The sequence below is a fragment of the Luteolibacter sp. Populi genome, from assembly GCF_040801775.1.
Classification (GTDB): domain Bacteria; phylum Verrucomicrobiota; class Verrucomicrobiia; order Verrucomicrobiales; family Akkermansiaceae; genus Haloferula.
Genome location: NZ_CP161812.1, coordinates 1,249,363 through 1,264,044, shown reverse-complemented (window position 1 = coordinate 1,264,044; position 14,682 = coordinate 1,249,363). Strand labels below are relative to the sequence as shown.

Here is a 14,682-nt window from a genome sequence, read left to right as displayed (position 1 = left end):
ATTTCCGAATGTCGAATGAAGTGTGAGGGGGAATGACGAATTCAGAATTTCCGAATGCCGAATGAAGTGTGTGGAAGAGAGGAAGGGCTGTTAGAAGCAATTCGTCATTCGGGAATTCTTCATTCGTCATTCTTTTCCGCCTTTGGCTCGGTGGCGCTGAGGGCGAGCTGGGCTTCGACGGCGGCGGCGCTTTCGGCGGGGGCTTCGGGGAGCTTCACGCGGCGCAGTTCGTTGGCGTTCGGCAGGTCGTCGATGCTGCGGATGCCGAAGTGCTCGTAGAAGAGTTCGGTGGTCTCGTAGAGCAGGGGACGCCCGGGGAGTTCGGCGCGACCGCCGATGCGGACGAGTTCGCGATCGAGCAGCTTTTGCAGCATGCCATCGCAGGCCACGCCGCGGACCGCTTCGATCGCGCCCTTGGTGATCGGCTGGCGGTAGGCGATGATCGCGAGGGTCTCCATCGCGGGACCGCTCAGGCGCTCCGGCTTGCGGCCGGGGAAGAGCTGGCGGACGAATTCGCCGTAGGCCGGGCGGGTGAAAAGCTTCCAGCCCTTGGCCCGCTCCACCAGCGCGAAGGCCCGGCCGGTGGTCTCGTAGTCGTGGTTGAGCTTCGCGATCGCGACGATCACCGGTTCCGCGGAGATGGCGGCGAGGCGGGTCAGCCATTCCGGGAGTTCCTCCGGGGACTCGCCGTCCTCGATCTTGCGGGCGCGGGAGTCCTCCGCTTCGGCCGCGCGGGCGCGGATCAGGCGGGCGATCTCCTCGGCGGGCAAGGGTTCGTCCGAACCGGTCAGCAGGGCTTCGACTATCGAGGGAAGTTCCATGGCGGGCGGCGGAGCTTAGGCAAGCTCCCGGCCATTTCAAGCGTGCCGAGAGGGGAAGGGCAGGGAGCGGGCGGGATCGGCGTTTGAAATTGGCTCTACGTGGATTCCGCGGTTGAAGATGCGGGCAGCCGGTTGAACTTTCCCCTTGCAGAGATACCCCTTAGGCGCTAATCGACCGCGCTCGAAATTCCTCAATCCGGACGGCAATCCGGATTTCCAAACTTTTCAGACCCAGCATCCCCACCATGGCCGAAAAAAAGCAACCTGCGAAGAAGGCGGCAGCCGCCCCAGCCGATAAGAAGCCCGCCGCGAAGGCCGAGGCCAAGAAGCCCGCGGCCGCCACCAAGGCGAAGGCCGTGGAGGAAGAGGCAGCGCCGGTCGTCGTCGTGCCGAGCGGCCCGGTGAAGGTCAGCGGCTTCGCGCTCAAGCAGAAGCAGCGCTTGCTGGACCTGCGGGACGAACTGGTGGACGCGATGTCCGGGATGACCGGCGAGATCCGCAACGCCCCGGAAGGCAGCGAGGCCTCCGGCAGCGGCATGCACCAAGGAGACGCCGGCAGCGATGCCTACGACCGCGACTTCGCCCTGAGCGTGCTGGCCAAGGAGCAGGACGCCCTTTACGAGATCGAGCAGGCCCTGCGCCGGATCGACCGCGGTGCTTACGGCATCTGCGAAATGTCCGGCAAAAGCATCCCGCAGGCTCGTCTGGAAGCGATTCCCTTCGCCCGTTTGACCGTCGAATGCCAGGCCCAATGGGAGAAGGAATATGGTAATCGTCGCTTCCGTCCTTCCAATGAAGTCGGCTTCGCCGGTGGGAATTATCAAGACGATGACGAATCCGAGACGGTTTCGCTTGACGAGGACGACGACTGAAATAGCGTTCGCGCCCCAACTGCCCGCTAAATGCCACGCGAAATTATCATCATCGAATGCACGGAAGCCCGTGCTCTGGGCAAGCCGCCCTCGCGCTACGTGACCACACGTAACAAGAAGAGTCTGCGCACTCCCGGTCGTCTGGAGAAGGTGAAATTCAATCCTTCCCTGCAGCGCCGCACCATCCACCGCGAACTCCGCTAATCCCAGCTTCCCATGACCGAACCGAAGACCGTCGAACGCCGGATCCGCTTCCGCAAGTCGAACCGCAAAATGACCACCCGCCGGCACGATATCCCGGCCGGCGACGTCAACTACAAGAATCCGGACCTGCTTTCGAAGTTCACTTCGGAGACCGGCAAGATCCTGCCACGCCGGGTGACCGGCGTCTCCGCCAAGCTGCATCGCAAGATCACGCGCTCCATCAAGCGCTCGCGTGCGGTGAACCTGATGCAATAAGCGGCGTCGGTTCAGATCGAAGTTTTACCGGAAGCCTGCCCGAATCCCGGGCGGGCTTCTGTCGTTTCCAAGGACGGCGATGAAGGAACTCAAGGACACCCAGAACGAACGGGACGACCGCAACCTGGCGATCGACCGAGTCGGCGTGAAAGGCCTGCGCTTCCCCGTGGAAGTCAGCGACAAGGGCGGCACCACCCAGCGCACGGTCGCGACCGTGGCCTTGGCCGTGGATCTGCCGCACCACTACAAGGGCACTCACATGAGTCGCTTCGTGGAGGTGCTGAACTCGCACGGCTCCTGTCTGGATGTCCGCTCGATGGCCGGTCTACCGCGCGAATTGCTGAAGCGCCTGGATGCGCGGAAGGCGCACGTGGAATTTCAGTTTCCCTTTTTCCGCTCGAAGGCGGCTCCGGTGACGGGCCGCGCCGGGCTGATGGACTATGAAGTCCGCTTCGAGGTCGAGGCGACCAAGGATGGTCCGCTGGATTTCGTGGTCACGGTGATGGTGCCGGTGGCGACCCTTTGCCCTTGTTCGAAGGAAATTAGCGATCGCGGCGCGCACAATCAGCGCGGACTGGTGACCTACTCGGTTCGCTGCAAGGAGCCGGTGTGGATCGAGGATCTGGTGGAACTGGTGGAGCGCTCGGCGAGTTGTGAATTGTATAGCTTGCTCAAGCGACCGGATGAGAAGGCGGTGACCGAGCGTGCTTACGACAATCCGGTCTTCGTGGAGGATCTGGTGCGGAACGTGGCCTCGCGCTCGAATGCGCATGCGGACATCATGTGGTACAAGGTCGAGGCGGAGAATTTCGAGTCGATCCACAATCACAACGCGTATGCGGTGATTGAGAAGGCGGGGTAGTCGGGTCGTCCCGAGCGACTGATAGATGCTTCTATCTCCCGAACGGAGAGAAGCGAGTGGCACGCGGGGATTTACCGGATGTTTTTCGGTTGGCCGCTGCGCAGGAAGGCTGGGGGTGACCTCGGAGTTTCAGAGCCGGAAGGTAGGGCGGCTCCCCGCTGGAACCCCTCCGGGGCTCGGTGGGTTTGACGAGGTTATCGGGGGCGCGCGCTTTAGGGCGCTCGACCCCCGGCTACTCGCTGTTGTCCCTCCGGGACAAAGAAGCCGACCTCCGTCATCAGCCGGACGCGTCCCTTCGTGATGCGGTAGAGGAGGGGCTTATAAAGTCACTTTTCGAGGCGGAAACTCCCTATGTGATTCCATAGGATGGCGGAAAACGTCCTTTTTCGCACGCGTTGTGCTGGCGCGGTTGCTCGTCCCCCTCGGAGGGGAGCGACCCTCACGAACCAAAATCCAGCCGCTCATAGCACTCGAAAAACACCATGACCCGATCTCATCTCATCCCGCTTATCGCAGTTTCCCTGCTATCCCCGGCCTCTGCCGAGACCCTCATCTGGTCCGACAATTTCAACACCGGACGGCCGCAGGATACCCTCGACGGGGCGCCGCTGACGGGCCGCCGCTCTGGAACGGAAGCGGAGAATATCATCGCGCGCTCCTCCCAGGTCCAGCATGCGAGCTTTGCCGACCAAATTTACATGTGGGCCAGCGGCGGGCGCATGCGTTTCCACAGGGATCCCAATATCTGGTGCGACTTTGCGGCGCTTTCCTCGGCGCCCGCCATCCTGAGTGCAGGCGGTCTCTGTGTGGAATTCGATATCCCGAACACCTTGGACAGCACGCCCGGAAACTGGGTCGGCTTCGCGATCGGTCACTCAGGGCCAGCTATCGCCGAGCCAGGCGTCCGCGTTACGGAAGCCGCAACGGATTACGGCGTGATGATCGGCAAGGACGGCAAGTACTCGCGCTACGGCAACAGCTCGGCCATCGGTGAGGTCGTCGATGGCTCCGCGGCCATCACGCGCCATGTGAAGCTGGAATATGTTTTCAATTCCTTTGCGGACGGCACCCCGGTCATCGCCAAGACGACGATTTCGACGACGACAAACGGCGTGGTGAACAGCCAGGTGATCAGCTACGACTCCTTCACTTGGAACGGCAATGGTGGGGAGCTCTACATGGAATTGGAGAACCGCGGGGGTAACACCTATATCGACAACGTCAAGTTCTCCACGGCCACGGTTTACGGGGTCGAGCTGTTGACGGAGGAATTCCGTTCCGGAACATCTGCCGGCACGCTGGCGGGGAGCTTCAGTGGCAAGACGCTGCAGAACGAGACCGGCTTGGAAGATTCCACCTTCACGCTCGTCGCTGGCGAAGGTGATACCGACAACAGCAAGTTCACCATCGATTCCTCCGGCCAACTGCTCACGGGATCCTATGATTTCAAGCTGGGCCCGGCGGGAACTGTTTACTCCATCCGCGTACAGGGCACCGGCACCCAATCCGGCCTGACCTCGCAGAAGGTCTTCACCGTCATCCCGATCAAGGACGACGACATGGACTTCCTGCCGGACGACTGGGAGCTGAGCTTCCCGGGCAATACGAGCCTGAGCAACCTGACCGGCCTGGCCAGCGGTCCCGGCCCCGGTGCGGGCACGGGTGACTTCGATGGCGATGGAATCGACGATCTGGGGGAGTATGGAATTTCGCGCGTCACTCCCGGCTACTCGCCCATCGTGCTGGATAGCGACGGCGATGGAATCGATGACTACGAGGAGGAGAACCCGAACCTCGAAGGACGCGTGATCACCAGCGCGGTCAGGGCAGATACCGATCGCGACGGCCTGTGGGACCTGGCGGAATACAACGCTGGCACGAACCCCGTGCTGGCCGACACGGATGGCGACGGGTCTCGCGATGGCTTCGAGATCGACCGTGGCAGCGATCCGGATGACGACGCGTCCCGTCCGGAGCTTCCTGTGGGCTTCGCCCTGGTCCCGTTGACCGATGATGCCAGCAGCGGCATCAGCACCGCCAAAACCTACACCCACCGCATCAGCGGTGGTGCAGCCGCCACGGTGAACAACGTCGTCTTCGACGTGCTGACCACGACCGCCACGCCCGCGAATTTCGCGTGGACGGTGAACGGCGGGAAGGCCGCGGCCACCGCGCCGAACCTCGGCAATTGGGTGGCTGCCAACGGAGGCGTGACCGGCAGCGGTCTCCAGGCCTTGTACGGCACCTTCACCTACGCGGGCGTCAATGATGGGGCGATCCAGACCTATGAACTGAGCAACTTGATCCCGGGCCAGACCTATCAGGTCAAGCTCTTCATCCGCAAGTTCTCCGACGGCAGCCTCCGGGACATCGACCTTACCTATACCAATGGAAGCGATGTCCAGGTGCCCTTCGGCCCGCTGCTGTATGACCGCCCCGGTGTAGTGCTGAGCAATGACAATAATAACTCCGTCTACTATGTAAGCTACAGCTACGTGGCGCAGGGCACGACGCTGAAGATCACGGCTGCGAATTCCTCTTCCGCGCTTGCGGACAGCGGTAGCGCCCACTTCTACGGGCTGACCAACGAGGTGGTTCCGACGCCGGGCTCCGACCTGAAGATCCTGGGCGTGAGCCGGGGTCCAAGCGGCAGCGTGACCATCAACTTCAGCGGTGCCGCCGATACGGCCTATCAGGTGACCAAGTCGCCTGACCTCAGCTCGCCCTTCGTGGCGCTGGCGATTCCGCTATCGGTCACGACCGATGCCGGCGGTGCCGGTGTGGTGGTGGTCCCCGCCGCAGAAGCATCCGAGACCAAGGGGTTCTACCGCATCGAGAACTGAGATCGGGCGGCTCCGGTCGCCGGGGCCTGAATCATTACAAGCGGCGCGGTGTGGATCATCCATGCCGCGCCGTTTTGATTGCTGAAATCCATGGACGCCGAGCTCTGCCCGTTACCGACATCTCGGCGTCGGCTTGGGCTATCGACGTTTGCCCCTGTAGGGCATTCGGAATGGGATCCACGCGAGATGTGGGAAATGGCAGTCAGGGACCCCTCGCCGCACAGAGGATTGCCCCGTCATGAGAAAGGAGAAGTGCGGGGCTATCTCCGCTGCGCTCCGGTTGTGCGGACCACCTTTTTACCGGACGCCGGCGTCGCTCAGGCGCTCGGCCATCTCGGCCTTTTGCAGTTCGCCGGTGAGTTCCTTCAGGTCCCCGGCCATGACGCCGGCGAGGTTGTGGGAAGTGAAGCCGATGCGGTGATCGGTGATCCGGCTTTGGGGGAAGTTGTAGGTGCGGATCTTCTCGGAGCGGTCGCCGGAGCCGATCTGGGCGCGGCGGTGGGCGCTGTGCTTTTCCTGCTCCTCGCGGAGCTTCATTTCATACAGTCGCGTGCGCATGATCTGGAGGGCGCGCTCCTTGTTCTGGCCTTGGGAGCGACCGTCTTCGCAGCGGACGTAGAGGCCGGTGGGAAGGTGGAAGACCTGGACGGCGGACTCGGTCCGGTTCACGTGCTGGCCGCCGGCACCACCGGCGCGGCAGACTTCAATGCGGAGGTCGTCGGGCTTGAGTTCCACGTCCACTTCCTGCGCCTCGGGCATGACGGCGACGGTCACGGTGGAGGTGTGGATGCGGCCCTGGGTCTCGGTGGCGGGCACGCGCTGGACACGGTGGACGCCGGACTCGTACTTGAGGGCGCGGAATACTTCATCGCCGGTGACCCGCAGGAAGACTTCTTTGAAACCGCCGACTTCGGAGGGGCTGCTGGATAGATGCTCCGTCTTCCAACCACGGCCTTCCGCATAGCGCTGGTAAAGGCGAAGCAGTTCGGCGGCGAAGAGGGATGCTTCATCGCCGCCGGCACCCGCGCGGATTTCCACGATCGCGTCGCGGTCCTCGTTCGGATCGGCGGGGAGCAGGGCGTATTGGATGTCCTCGGTGAGCTTCTCGATCTCCGCCTGCAGGGCCGGGATCTCCTCGCGGGCGATTTCGGCCAGCTCGGCGTCCTCGCTGCGGGCAAGCTCCTCGTTTTCCTGAAGCTGGCGCTTGGCCGTCTCCAGCCGTTCCCACATATCCAGGGTCTCCTTGATCCGCCGGTGCTCGCGCACGATCTCGCCGGCCTTCTTCGGGTCATTGAAGAAGGAGGCATCCGCCATCATGTCGTCGATCTGGCCGGCGCGGCGGCGGCGTTGAGTAATGAGGGCGGAGTAATCCATGACGGGGCAAGATAGGGCAGGGCGGGCGACGAGGGTACGAAAAAGGCCGCACCTACGAGAGGTGCGGCCAAAAAAAGTTCTACGCTGTGGCGAACTAAGCTTCGACCTTGGACGCCGCGGTGCGGGCCTTGCGGATGAAGCTGTTCACGGTCTCGGAGACCTGCGCGCCGACGCCAACCCACTTGTCGGCCTTTTCGAGGTCGATGGTGAAGTTCACGCCTTCCTTGAGCGGGTCGTAGGTGCCGACTTGCTCGATGTAGCGGCCATCACGGCGCTTGCGGCTGTCGACGGCGACGATCTTGTAGTAGGGACGATCCTTGGTTCCCTGACGGTTGAGGCGGAGAGCGACGGCCATGTGCGTGAATTCGTTCGGAAAAAAGCGAGTCCCACCGGGTGGCGGGGCGGGGAAACTGAACGAGGCGGCGTAGCTTGCCAAGCAGAATCTCCCGCGAAATTCATCATTTCCGGGGGCCCTCGGTCCACTTGGCGCGGGCCAGCTTCCATTTGCCGTCCTCTTTCTTCCAGGTCATGTCGAGGTGCTGGATGCCGTCGATCGGGCGCTGGGCATTCGGGAGTTCGACGACGGCGTCGATCGTGGCTTTCACCTCCGCTTCCTCGCCGCTGACCCTCACGTCCTGAACCTCCACGTCTTGCACGGTGGCGCTACGGCAATAGGTGGCGAGCCCGGAATACGTCTGGGTAACGAAATCCCGTGACTGGGAGCCCTCCAGTTCGTCCGCCGGGCCATCCGGTCCTTCGAAGAGGACGTTTTTCGCGATGTAAGGCTCGATCGCGCTGCCACGGGTGCCGCGACCGATATTGCTCATGTCTGCCGGGATATTCGCGGCTTCAAAGAGGTCCGCCACCCGCCGGGCGATGACCCGCCCCGGCTGATTCCACCACCAGGCGAAGACCACGGAGGCGATGAGTAGGAGGATTACCGGGAGCAGCAGGCGGCGCATGCGGTTCAGCCTCGTGGGGATTCTTGGAAATCGCAAGGAGCTTGCGGACCCGATCGATTCAAAGGCATCCGGATTTTGAAACCGCGAATGGACGCGAATGGACGCGAATGAAAACAGGCATGCGGTTGGCGTCCTTCGAGGTCGGCGAATCCATTTTCCGGGTCTCGGGATTCGCGTCCATTCGCGGTTATAAATTCTTATTCGGCTGGATCGCGGGACCCTGCTTGTCAGCGGGATTCGGGTCGGTATGCTGCGGCGTCGCCCATGACCCCGCTTTTCCGGAAACTGCTCGGCCTGAATTGGCCGTTGATCCTGACCATGTATGGTCTGCTGGTTTTCGGGGTATTCTGCATCGAGAGCGCCGCCCGCCACCTGCCGAATGGCGGAGCCTACTACGCCGAGCGGCAGAAGCTCGCGATCCTGATCGGATCGGCGATCTATTTCGGCACTGCCCTGATCGACTATCGCTGGTATCGCTGGCTCGGCCTGCCGGTATGGATCGCCGGGCTGGGCCTGATGTTAATGTCCACCGGCGTGGGCGAGGTGAAGATCGGCTCCTTCTCCTTCCAGCCGGCGCAGGTTGTTCTGGCGGGTGGACTGCTCCTCACCGCTTGGCTTCTGCAGGATCTGCCGCGGCTCGGACGCTTGATTCCCAAGATAGGCTGGCTGCTGGATGAGCCGTTCCTGAAGATCGCGATTATCGGGGTAATTTCCGGGGTCTCGTTCCTGGTGGTAATGAAGATGGGAGACATGGGTTCCGCCATTGTCTGGGTGCCACTGGCCGTGGTGGCCCTGCTGGTGGTGGGGGTGCCCTTCCGCTACCTAACGGCCATGGCGCTGGTGGGGGTGGCCTTGGTGCCGATTGCCTATTTCGTCGTCCTGCCGGACGTTTCCGACCGCGGGCCGCAGCGCATCGAGACCTACCTCGACATGCTGAACGGCCGCGAGGACAAGGTGGATATTCTGGACGAGGGGTATGCCTCGCACCGTTGCTCGGTGGCGGTCGGCAAGGCCGGGTGGCTCGGCACCGGCTGGATGGCGGATGCGAACCGAAACTCGCTTCACGCGAAGGGCTTTATCCCGCAGCTTACCGCCCACAACGACTACATCTTTGCAGTCATCGCGGAGGAGCAGGGCTTCCGGGGGAGCCTGCTACTGATCAGTTCCTTCGCGCTGCTGATGGTGCTATGCCTTTTCATCGGCTCCTACACGCGCGATCCGATGGGGCGATTGCTCGTCGGAGGGACCGTCGCGATCCTCTTCGCGCACATTTTCGAGAACATCGGGATGTGCGTGCTGCTGATGCCCATCACCGGCATTCCGCTGCCGCTGATCAGCTATTCCGGCACCTTCGTGGTGATCTGCATGTTCCTGCTGGGGCTGGTGCAGAGCGTGTGGGTGCACCGCGATGCGATCCGCGTGGTGGAGGAAGAGCCGGTTCAAACGCCGGTTATCGTCCCAGCGCGTTCCATGCGTTGATCCCGCCGGCGACGTTCACGGCCTGCGGAATTCCCGACTCGCGGAGGAACTTCACCGCCCGTGCCGAGCGTCCGCCGGAGCGGCAATGCACCAGGATTTCCCGGTCGGCGGGGATCTCGGCGAGGTGATCCGGCAGAGTGGGAAGGGGGATCAGGACTGCGCCCGGGATCATGCCTTCCGCCTCTTCCTCCGGCTGGCGGACATCGAGGATGAAGAGGTCTTCCCCGGCATCGATGCGGGCAGCCAGATCGGCGACGCTGATTTCCGGAGTTTCGCTGCCGGGGACTTCGCAGGAGGTGCTGGCGTTGGTTTCGGGATTGCTCACGGAGTGGATCGATGGCTTGTCCCCGCACAGGCGGCAAGCCGGATCGCGCCGCAACCGCAAGCTCCGGAAGCTGGTGGCAAGCGCATCGTAGCAGAGCAGCTTGCCCAGCGGTGGCTCGCCGATGCCGAGCAACAGCTTGATCGTTTCCATGGCTTGGAGCGAACCGATCACCCCCGGCAGGACGCCGAGAACGCCCGCTTCCTCACAGGAAGGAGCGGAACCGGGAGCGGGCAGGGAAGGGAGCATGCAGCGGTAGCAGGGCCCGCCGAGGTGCGGGGCGAAGACGGTCACCTGGCCATCGAAGCGGAAGATCGAGCCGTAGACGCAGGGCTTCTTCTGGAAGAAGCAGGCGTCATTCGAGAGGAAGCGGGTGGGGAAGTTGTCGCAGCCGTCGAGGACCACATCGTAGCGGGCGACCAGTTCGAGAGCGTTTTCCGGCGTGAAGCGGATGGGGAGCAACTCGAGTTCGACGTGTGGATTCACCTCGCGCAGGCGGGCGGCGGCGCTTTCGAGTTTCGATTTACCGACCCACGACTCGCCGTGGAGGATCTGGCGATGGAGGTTCGAGCGATCAACGCTGTCCGGGTCGATCAGGCCGATTCGTCCCACGCCTGCCGCCGCCAGATAGAGGGCTGCCGGAGAGCCGAGGCCGCCGGTGCCGATCATGAGCACGGAGGAAGCCTTGAGCCTCCGCTGGCCTTCGATGCCGACTCCCGGCACGGAAAGGTGGCGGGCATAGCGCTGCAATTCATCGCGGGAAAGCTCGGGCAAGTCGGGCATCACGGTCGGAAAATAGCGGGGTGGGGGCGGGTGGCAACTGCCGCCAGCTATTTCACCAGTCGGCTCAGGGTGACGGTCTCGCCGCTGATGGAAACGAACTCCTTTGATCCCGGATGATAGTGCAGCGGGGAAAGGCCGGGTTCATGCAGCAGCCGCGAGCCGTCCGCGACGTCCCAAACCGCAAGACCATGCTGGTCGTGGACCGAGAACAGATACTGATCGAAGAACAAGGTCGGCGGTTGATGCTTGCGCTGGTCGAAGTCCGTGCGGAGCGCTTCCGGCCCGGGAAACCAGTGCAGGTCCTTTCCTGCTGCCGCATCAAACAAGCAGGCCGCGGGAATCAGATGCTTTTCGTCTCCGCCCCAGCCCCAGACCGCCAGGGTGCTATCGTCGATCCAGCAAAGCGGACCATCCCAGAAGTAGGTGCGAATGGCTGTGGTACGGACCGAATCCCCGTCCTCGCTTTCCCGCGGATTCTTCAGCCAATTTGTTAGATTCCAGGCCCGGACCACGCCCACCGGATGCCAGATCCAGCCGGAGTCGGCGATCCGGCTCCCGCCCGGAGACACGCAGAGGCCGGCGTGGAAATAGTCGAGCGAACTTCGTCCGCCCTCCACTCTTGGTTCGTCAAAAGATCGGCTCGTGAGAACGCTGCCGTCGCTTGGATCGATGATCTCAAGAACGTTCCAGTCGGTCGCGGAAACCAGCAAGGGCCTTCCGGAAGGATCCGCGAAGAAGGCGAGAGGAAAGCGACATTGTTCGGGGTGGTAATTTTGGCGATCGATCTGTTTCAGGACGGCTCCCGTGTGCATGTCGAACACACAGGCCAAGCTACCTTTGCACTGGCAGACGGCACCGTAAGTATTGCTGGAGTCCACATGCAGAGCGGTCTCGTCATCGGGAACGAAGCCGGGCTTCAGGCAATATAATATCCGGAACTTCTGCTCACGCGGGTGGAAGACTGCGATCTCCCCGGACCGCAGCAGCAGGAACCATTGGCCCGGTGCCTGCAAGTCCGGCTGGACATCGAGCCAAGGCGTCACGAGCTCTTCCTGAAGCGGCAAGGGAAAACGTTCGGTGACGATCCGCAAGCCGTCGTCGCGTTCCCGGATTCCCGGCGTTCCAAGGATTCCGTGTGAGTCGAAGGGATCCTTCTCTTGCCGATGGGTAGCGAACGTTTCGTCCGGGAGCGGCACCAACTCGGGCAAGTGCGGATAGTCCTTGGCGCAAGCATCACAGACCCAATGGCTGTCCACACCGTGTCCGATGAACCAAACATGAAAGGGCTGCGTCTCTGCCGGCAAATGCTGGCAGACGGAGATCGGTCGGGGTAAATCCATGGAGACAGTGGAAAGGCGCGCCTCCATGTGGGTAAGACACTTTCCTTGACCCCATCATGAGGAACGGAGAGGGAATGTCATGGCAGAAGTGCAGTCCACCTTTTCGCTCCGGACCGGGGAGGCCGCGCCGGAGTTCCAATTGTCCGCTCCGGATGGGACGCTTCATTCGCTCCAAACGCTGCGTGGCAATGGTGGGCTGCTGGTGGTCTTCGCCTGCAATCACTGTCCTTTCGTGATCCACCTCGCCGATGCGCTCGGCTCCCTCGCCGCGGAGATCGAGTCCGAGGGGATTGGCACGGTGGCGATCAATTCGAACGATATCGAAAAGTATCCCGCTGATGCGCCCGACCGGATGGCTGTTTTCGCGGCCGGGCGCGGCTGGAATTTTCCCTATCTCTTCGATGAAACCCAAGAGGTGGCCAAGGCCTACGGCGCGGCCTGCACGCCGGACTTCTTCCTCTTCGATCACGAACTGCGGCTCTACTACGCGGGGCAATTCGATGGCACCCGCCCAGGTAGTGGCCGTACTCCGACCGGTGATGACCTGCGTGCCGCGGTGGCCGGGATGCTCGCCGGACAGGAGCCGCCGGAGCGCCCTTTTCCGAGCAGCGGTTGCAATATCAAGTGGAGGCCTGGCGGCGAACCGAACTACTTCCCACGGGCTTGAACTCGTCATCGCAAAAAAGGCCCGGCGTGCTGCCGGGCCTCCTTTTTTGGCGGATCGATCAGGCTGATTTCGACTTCTTCCCTTCGAAATGTTCTTCGATTTCCTCAAGGGTCTTACCCTTGGTTTCAGGAAGGAAGAATGCAGCGGTGATAAAGTAGATGACGGTGCAACCGGCCCAGAAGAAGAACATTGCCGAGTAGCCGTAGCTGCCCACGGTTGGCAGGAAGACCGCGGCGATGGTGGTCGAGACCGCCTGGTTGACGAGCAGTGCGATGGACATGCCATTGGAGCGGATCCGGGTGGGCATGAGTTCGGAGAGCGCGAGCCAGACGCACACGCCGGGGCCGGATGCGAAGGAGGCGATGAAGAGGATGAAACAGCCCGCAACGATCCATCCTGTGCTTTGCCCCGGGATGCTGCCGTATTTCACGGCCACGATCTCCAGAGCTTGGCCTTCGGCCTTCGTCATGTCGGAGAATGGATTGAGGTGCAGCCCGCGGAAGAATTCACCGATGACGCTATCCTTCAGCTCATCCGGCTTGGGCGGGGTGATGTCGATCACCGCGGGCAAGTGCGAGCCGGGTTGGACGGCAGCATATTTGACGTTCGTGTAAGGGCCGTACCTTGTAGGAGACCACCACTTGGGTGCCGTTCGTTGCCGCCGCAGGATCGACGGCACCCTCGAGTACCGGGGCCAGCGCGGGATCCCGAAGGTCGAGGCGGAAGCTGCGGGTGTCTTGGTTCAGCGAGGATGAAACCTTGTCCCTCAGGTCGATCCGCTTGGATTCAATGCCCCGGAAGGTCGTGGCAGCACCTAGCAGAGCCACGATGATGCCGGCGGTGCCCATCTTAAGCAGGAAGGTGCGGCCCTTCTTGTCGACGAGGGCGACGGCGACTACCGTCATCACGCAGTTCACGATGGTGAGGAGCACGTTGCCCTGGTTGCCGATCTTGCCGGTCAACCCCGCCTGTTGGAAAATGTTAACGGCGTATGCCAACACCGAATTGATCCCTGTTGCCTGGGTGCAGGCGAGGGTGATCAAGGCGAGGGAAAAGGGGAGGACATACTTCCTTTGAAGGAGCGAATCGCTGGCCGAGGTGTTTCCTTTGGCAGTGGCTGTGGCTTCCACATGCTCCATCTCTTGCAGGATCATACGGGCACCTTCCGGTCCGCTGGAGCGGGTAAGCGCGGCCAAGGCGGCTTCCTTGCGACCCTTGCGGAACAGCCAACGTGGAGATTCGGACACGAAGAACGCACCGATCAGGAAGGCGATCCCCGGAAAGATCGAGACCCAGAAAATCATGCGCCAAGCACTGTCCTTCGCGGCGAAGATCGCCGCCGGGTCGATGCCGGCGACTTCTTCAAGCTTGCTTACCCGGCCAGCGAAGAAGAGACCGATAAAGGCGGAAGCCACCAGACCTACCGTAAGCAAGAGCTGGAACATCCCCGTTCCCTTCCCGCGGGAGCTCGCCCCCAGGCACTCGGCCAGATAGAGGGGGATGACCACCCCGATAAGACCGCCGCTGATGCCTTGGAGAAGGCGACCGGCGATCAGGACATTGATCCCGTGCGAAAGAGTGATGATCGGGATGCTGGCCACGAACAGCGCGGCGCTGAGCAGCATGATATTCTTCCGGCCGAATAGGTCCGCCAGCAGCCCTGCGACGAGCGAGGAAAAAACGCTGCCCAGAAGCACGGCCGCTACCACGGTGGAGAGCTGGCCAGGGGTATAATGCGAAGTGGCTTCCAGATAGGGGAGGGCACCGGCGATAATCCCCACATCGATCCCGTACAGCAAGCCGCCTAATCCTGCTATGAGGAGAAGGAATTTATTATAGAATGTAGGACTGCCAGTGGTCGAAGAGGGTTTTGACATGAGCAAGGAAGCTCAACGAAA

General features: G+C 62.2%; 13 protein-coding genes and 1 pseudogene. 7 read left to right on the top strand and 7 right to left on the bottom strand.

The window, feature by feature from the left end; translation table 11 throughout:
- Positions 1–119 precede the first annotated feature (119 nt).
- Positions 120–821 carry an SMC-Scp complex subunit ScpB gene (scpB, locus tag ABWK72_RS04925; RefSeq protein WP_367873672.1) on the bottom strand — a complete coding sequence of 234 codons (702 nt, stop codon included), beginning with the start codon at positions 819–821 and terminating at the stop codon, positions 120–122.
- Between the two features lie 245 nt (positions 822–1,066).
- Between scpB and ABWK72_RS04920 the strand changes: the two genes are divergently transcribed.
- The 5 genes from ABWK72_RS04920 (at position 1,067) to ABWK72_RS04900 (ending at position 5,857) form a co-directional block, all read left to right on the top strand.
- A complete protein-coding gene (locus ABWK72_RS04920) occupies positions 1,067–1,693 on the top strand; it encodes a TraR/DksA family transcriptional regulator (RefSeq protein WP_367873671.1) in 627 nt (208 codons plus the stop codon).
- Positions 1,694–1,723: 30 nt separating this feature from the next.
- Positions 1,724–1,897, top strand: a complete 174-nt coding sequence (rpmG, locus tag ABWK72_RS04915) for a 50S ribosomal protein L33 (protein ID WP_367873670.1) — start codon at positions 1,724–1,726, stop codon at positions 1,895–1,897.
- A gap of 69 nt (positions 1,898–1,966) precedes the next feature.
- A complete protein-coding gene (gene rpsR, locus ABWK72_RS04910; RefSeq protein WP_367875317.1) occupies positions 1,967–2,152 on the top strand; it encodes a 30S ribosomal protein S18 in 186 nt (61 codons plus the stop codon).
- A gap of 79 nt (positions 2,153–2,231) precedes the next feature.
- Positions 2,232–3,014, top strand: coding sequence for a GTP cyclohydrolase FolE2 (gene folE2 / locus ABWK72_RS04905; RefSeq protein ID WP_367873669.1), 783 nt, complete (start codon positions 2,232–2,234; stop codon positions 3,012–3,014).
- 482 nt (positions 3,015–3,496) lie between these two features.
- Entirely contained in the window at positions 3,497–5,857 is a 2,361-nt protein-coding gene (locus tag ABWK72_RS04900; protein ID WP_367873668.1) for a hypothetical protein, read from the top strand.
- Positions 5,858–6,154: 297 nt separating this feature from the next.
- On the opposite strand, the gene prfA is transcribed toward ABWK72_RS04900, so the two are convergent.
- From prfA to ABWK72_RS04885, 3 genes are all read right to left on the bottom strand, one after another.
- Positions 6,155–7,231, bottom strand: a complete 1,077-nt coding sequence (prfA, locus tag ABWK72_RS04895) for a peptide chain release factor 1 (RefSeq protein WP_367873667.1) — start codon at positions 7,229–7,231, stop codon at positions 6,155–6,157.
- A 94-nt stretch (positions 7,232–7,325) separates the two neighbouring features.
- Entirely contained in the window at positions 7,326–7,586 is a 261-nt protein-coding gene (gene rpsP / locus ABWK72_RS04890; RefSeq protein ID WP_367873666.1) for a 30S ribosomal protein S16, read from the bottom strand.
- Between the two features lie 103 nt (positions 7,587–7,689).
- The gene (locus ABWK72_RS04885) at positions 7,690–8,193 is read right to left on the bottom strand and encodes a hypothetical protein (RefSeq protein ID WP_367873665.1); all 504 of its coding nucleotides are present in this window, start codon (positions 8,191–8,193) and stop codon (positions 7,690–7,692) included.
- A 264-nt stretch (positions 8,194–8,457) separates the two neighbouring features.
- Between ABWK72_RS04885 and ABWK72_RS04880 the strand changes: the two genes are divergently transcribed.
- Complete coding sequence (locus tag ABWK72_RS04880; RefSeq protein ID WP_367873664.1) at positions 8,458–9,672, top strand: FtsW/RodA/SpoVE family cell cycle protein; 1,215 nt, start codon at positions 8,458–8,460, stop codon at positions 9,670–9,672.
- Here ABWK72_RS04880 and moeB read toward each other — a convergent pair.
- Positions 9,644–10,777, bottom strand: coding sequence for a molybdopterin-synthase adenylyltransferase MoeB (gene moeB, locus ABWK72_RS04875; RefSeq protein ID WP_367873662.1), 1,134 nt, complete (start codon positions 10,775–10,777; stop codon positions 9,644–9,646). The genes ABWK72_RS04880 and moeB overlap by 29 nt on opposite strands.
- A gap of 47 nt (positions 10,778–10,824) precedes the next feature.
- A complete protein-coding gene (locus ABWK72_RS04870) occupies positions 10,825–12,117 on the bottom strand; it encodes a hypothetical protein (RefSeq protein ID WP_367873661.1) in 1,293 nt (430 codons plus the stop codon).
- 79 nt (positions 12,118–12,196) lie between these two features.
- On the opposite strand from ABWK72_RS04870, the gene ABWK72_RS04865 reads away from it, so the two are divergent.
- Positions 12,197–12,784 (top strand): thioredoxin family protein, encoded by a 588-nt coding sequence (locus ABWK72_RS04865; RefSeq protein ID WP_367873660.1) that lies wholly within the window; start codon positions 12,197–12,199, stop codon positions 12,782–12,784.
- Between the two features lie 58 nt (positions 12,785–12,842).
- Here ABWK72_RS04865 and ABWK72_RS04860 read toward each other — a convergent pair.
- Positions 12,843–14,661 (bottom strand): annotated as a pseudogene (locus ABWK72_RS04860) (MFS transporter).
- Positions 14,662–14,682 lie beyond the last annotated feature (21 nt).

Excerpts from the sequence above, each read along its gene's own strand:
- rpsR (WP_367875317.1), top strand. The coding sequence starts at position 1,967 with ATGACCACCCGCCGGCACGATATCCCGGCCGGCGACGTCAACTACAAG.
- scpB (WP_367873672.1), bottom strand. The coding sequence starts at position 821 with ATGGAACTTCCCTCGATAGTCGAAGCCCTGCTGACCGGTTCGGACGAA.
- ABWK72_RS04900 (WP_367873668.1), top strand. The coding sequence starts at position 3,497 with ATGACCCGATCTCATCTCATCCCGCTTATCGCAGTTTCCCTGCTATCC.
- prfA (WP_367873667.1), bottom strand. The coding sequence starts at position 7,231 with ATGGATTACTCCGCCCTCATTACTCAACGCCGCCGCCGCGCCGGCCAG.
- ABWK72_RS04920 (WP_367873671.1), top strand. The coding sequence starts at position 1,067 with ATGGCCGAAAAAAAGCAACCTGCGAAGAAGGCGGCAGCCGCCCCAGCC.
- folE2 (WP_367873669.1), top strand. The coding sequence starts at position 2,232 with ATGAAGGAACTCAAGGACACCCAGAACGAACGGGACGACCGCAACCTG.
- ABWK72_RS04885 (WP_367873665.1), bottom strand. The coding sequence starts at position 8,193 with ATGCGCCGCCTGCTGCTCCCGGTAATCCTCCTACTCATCGCCTCCGTG.
- ABWK72_RS04880 (WP_367873664.1), top strand. The coding sequence starts at position 8,458 with ATGACCCCGCTTTTCCGGAAACTGCTCGGCCTGAATTGGCCGTTGATC.
- ABWK72_RS04865 (WP_367873660.1), top strand. The coding sequence starts at position 12,197 with ATGGCAGAAGTGCAGTCCACCTTTTCGCTCCGGACCGGGGAGGCCGCG.
- rpmG (WP_367873670.1), top strand. The coding sequence starts at position 1,724 with ATGCCACGCGAAATTATCATCATCGAATGCACGGAAGCCCGTGCTCTG.
- rpsP (WP_367873666.1), bottom strand. The coding sequence starts at position 7,586 with ATGGCCGTCGCTCTCCGCCTCAACCGTCAGGGAACCAAGGATCGTCCC.
- moeB (WP_367873662.1), bottom strand. The coding sequence starts at position 10,777 with ATGCCCGACTTGCCCGAGCTTTCCCGCGATGAATTGCAGCGCTATGCC.
- ABWK72_RS04870 (WP_367873661.1), bottom strand. The coding sequence starts at position 12,117 with ATGGATTTACCCCGACCGATCTCCGTCTGCCAGCATTTGCCGGCAGAG.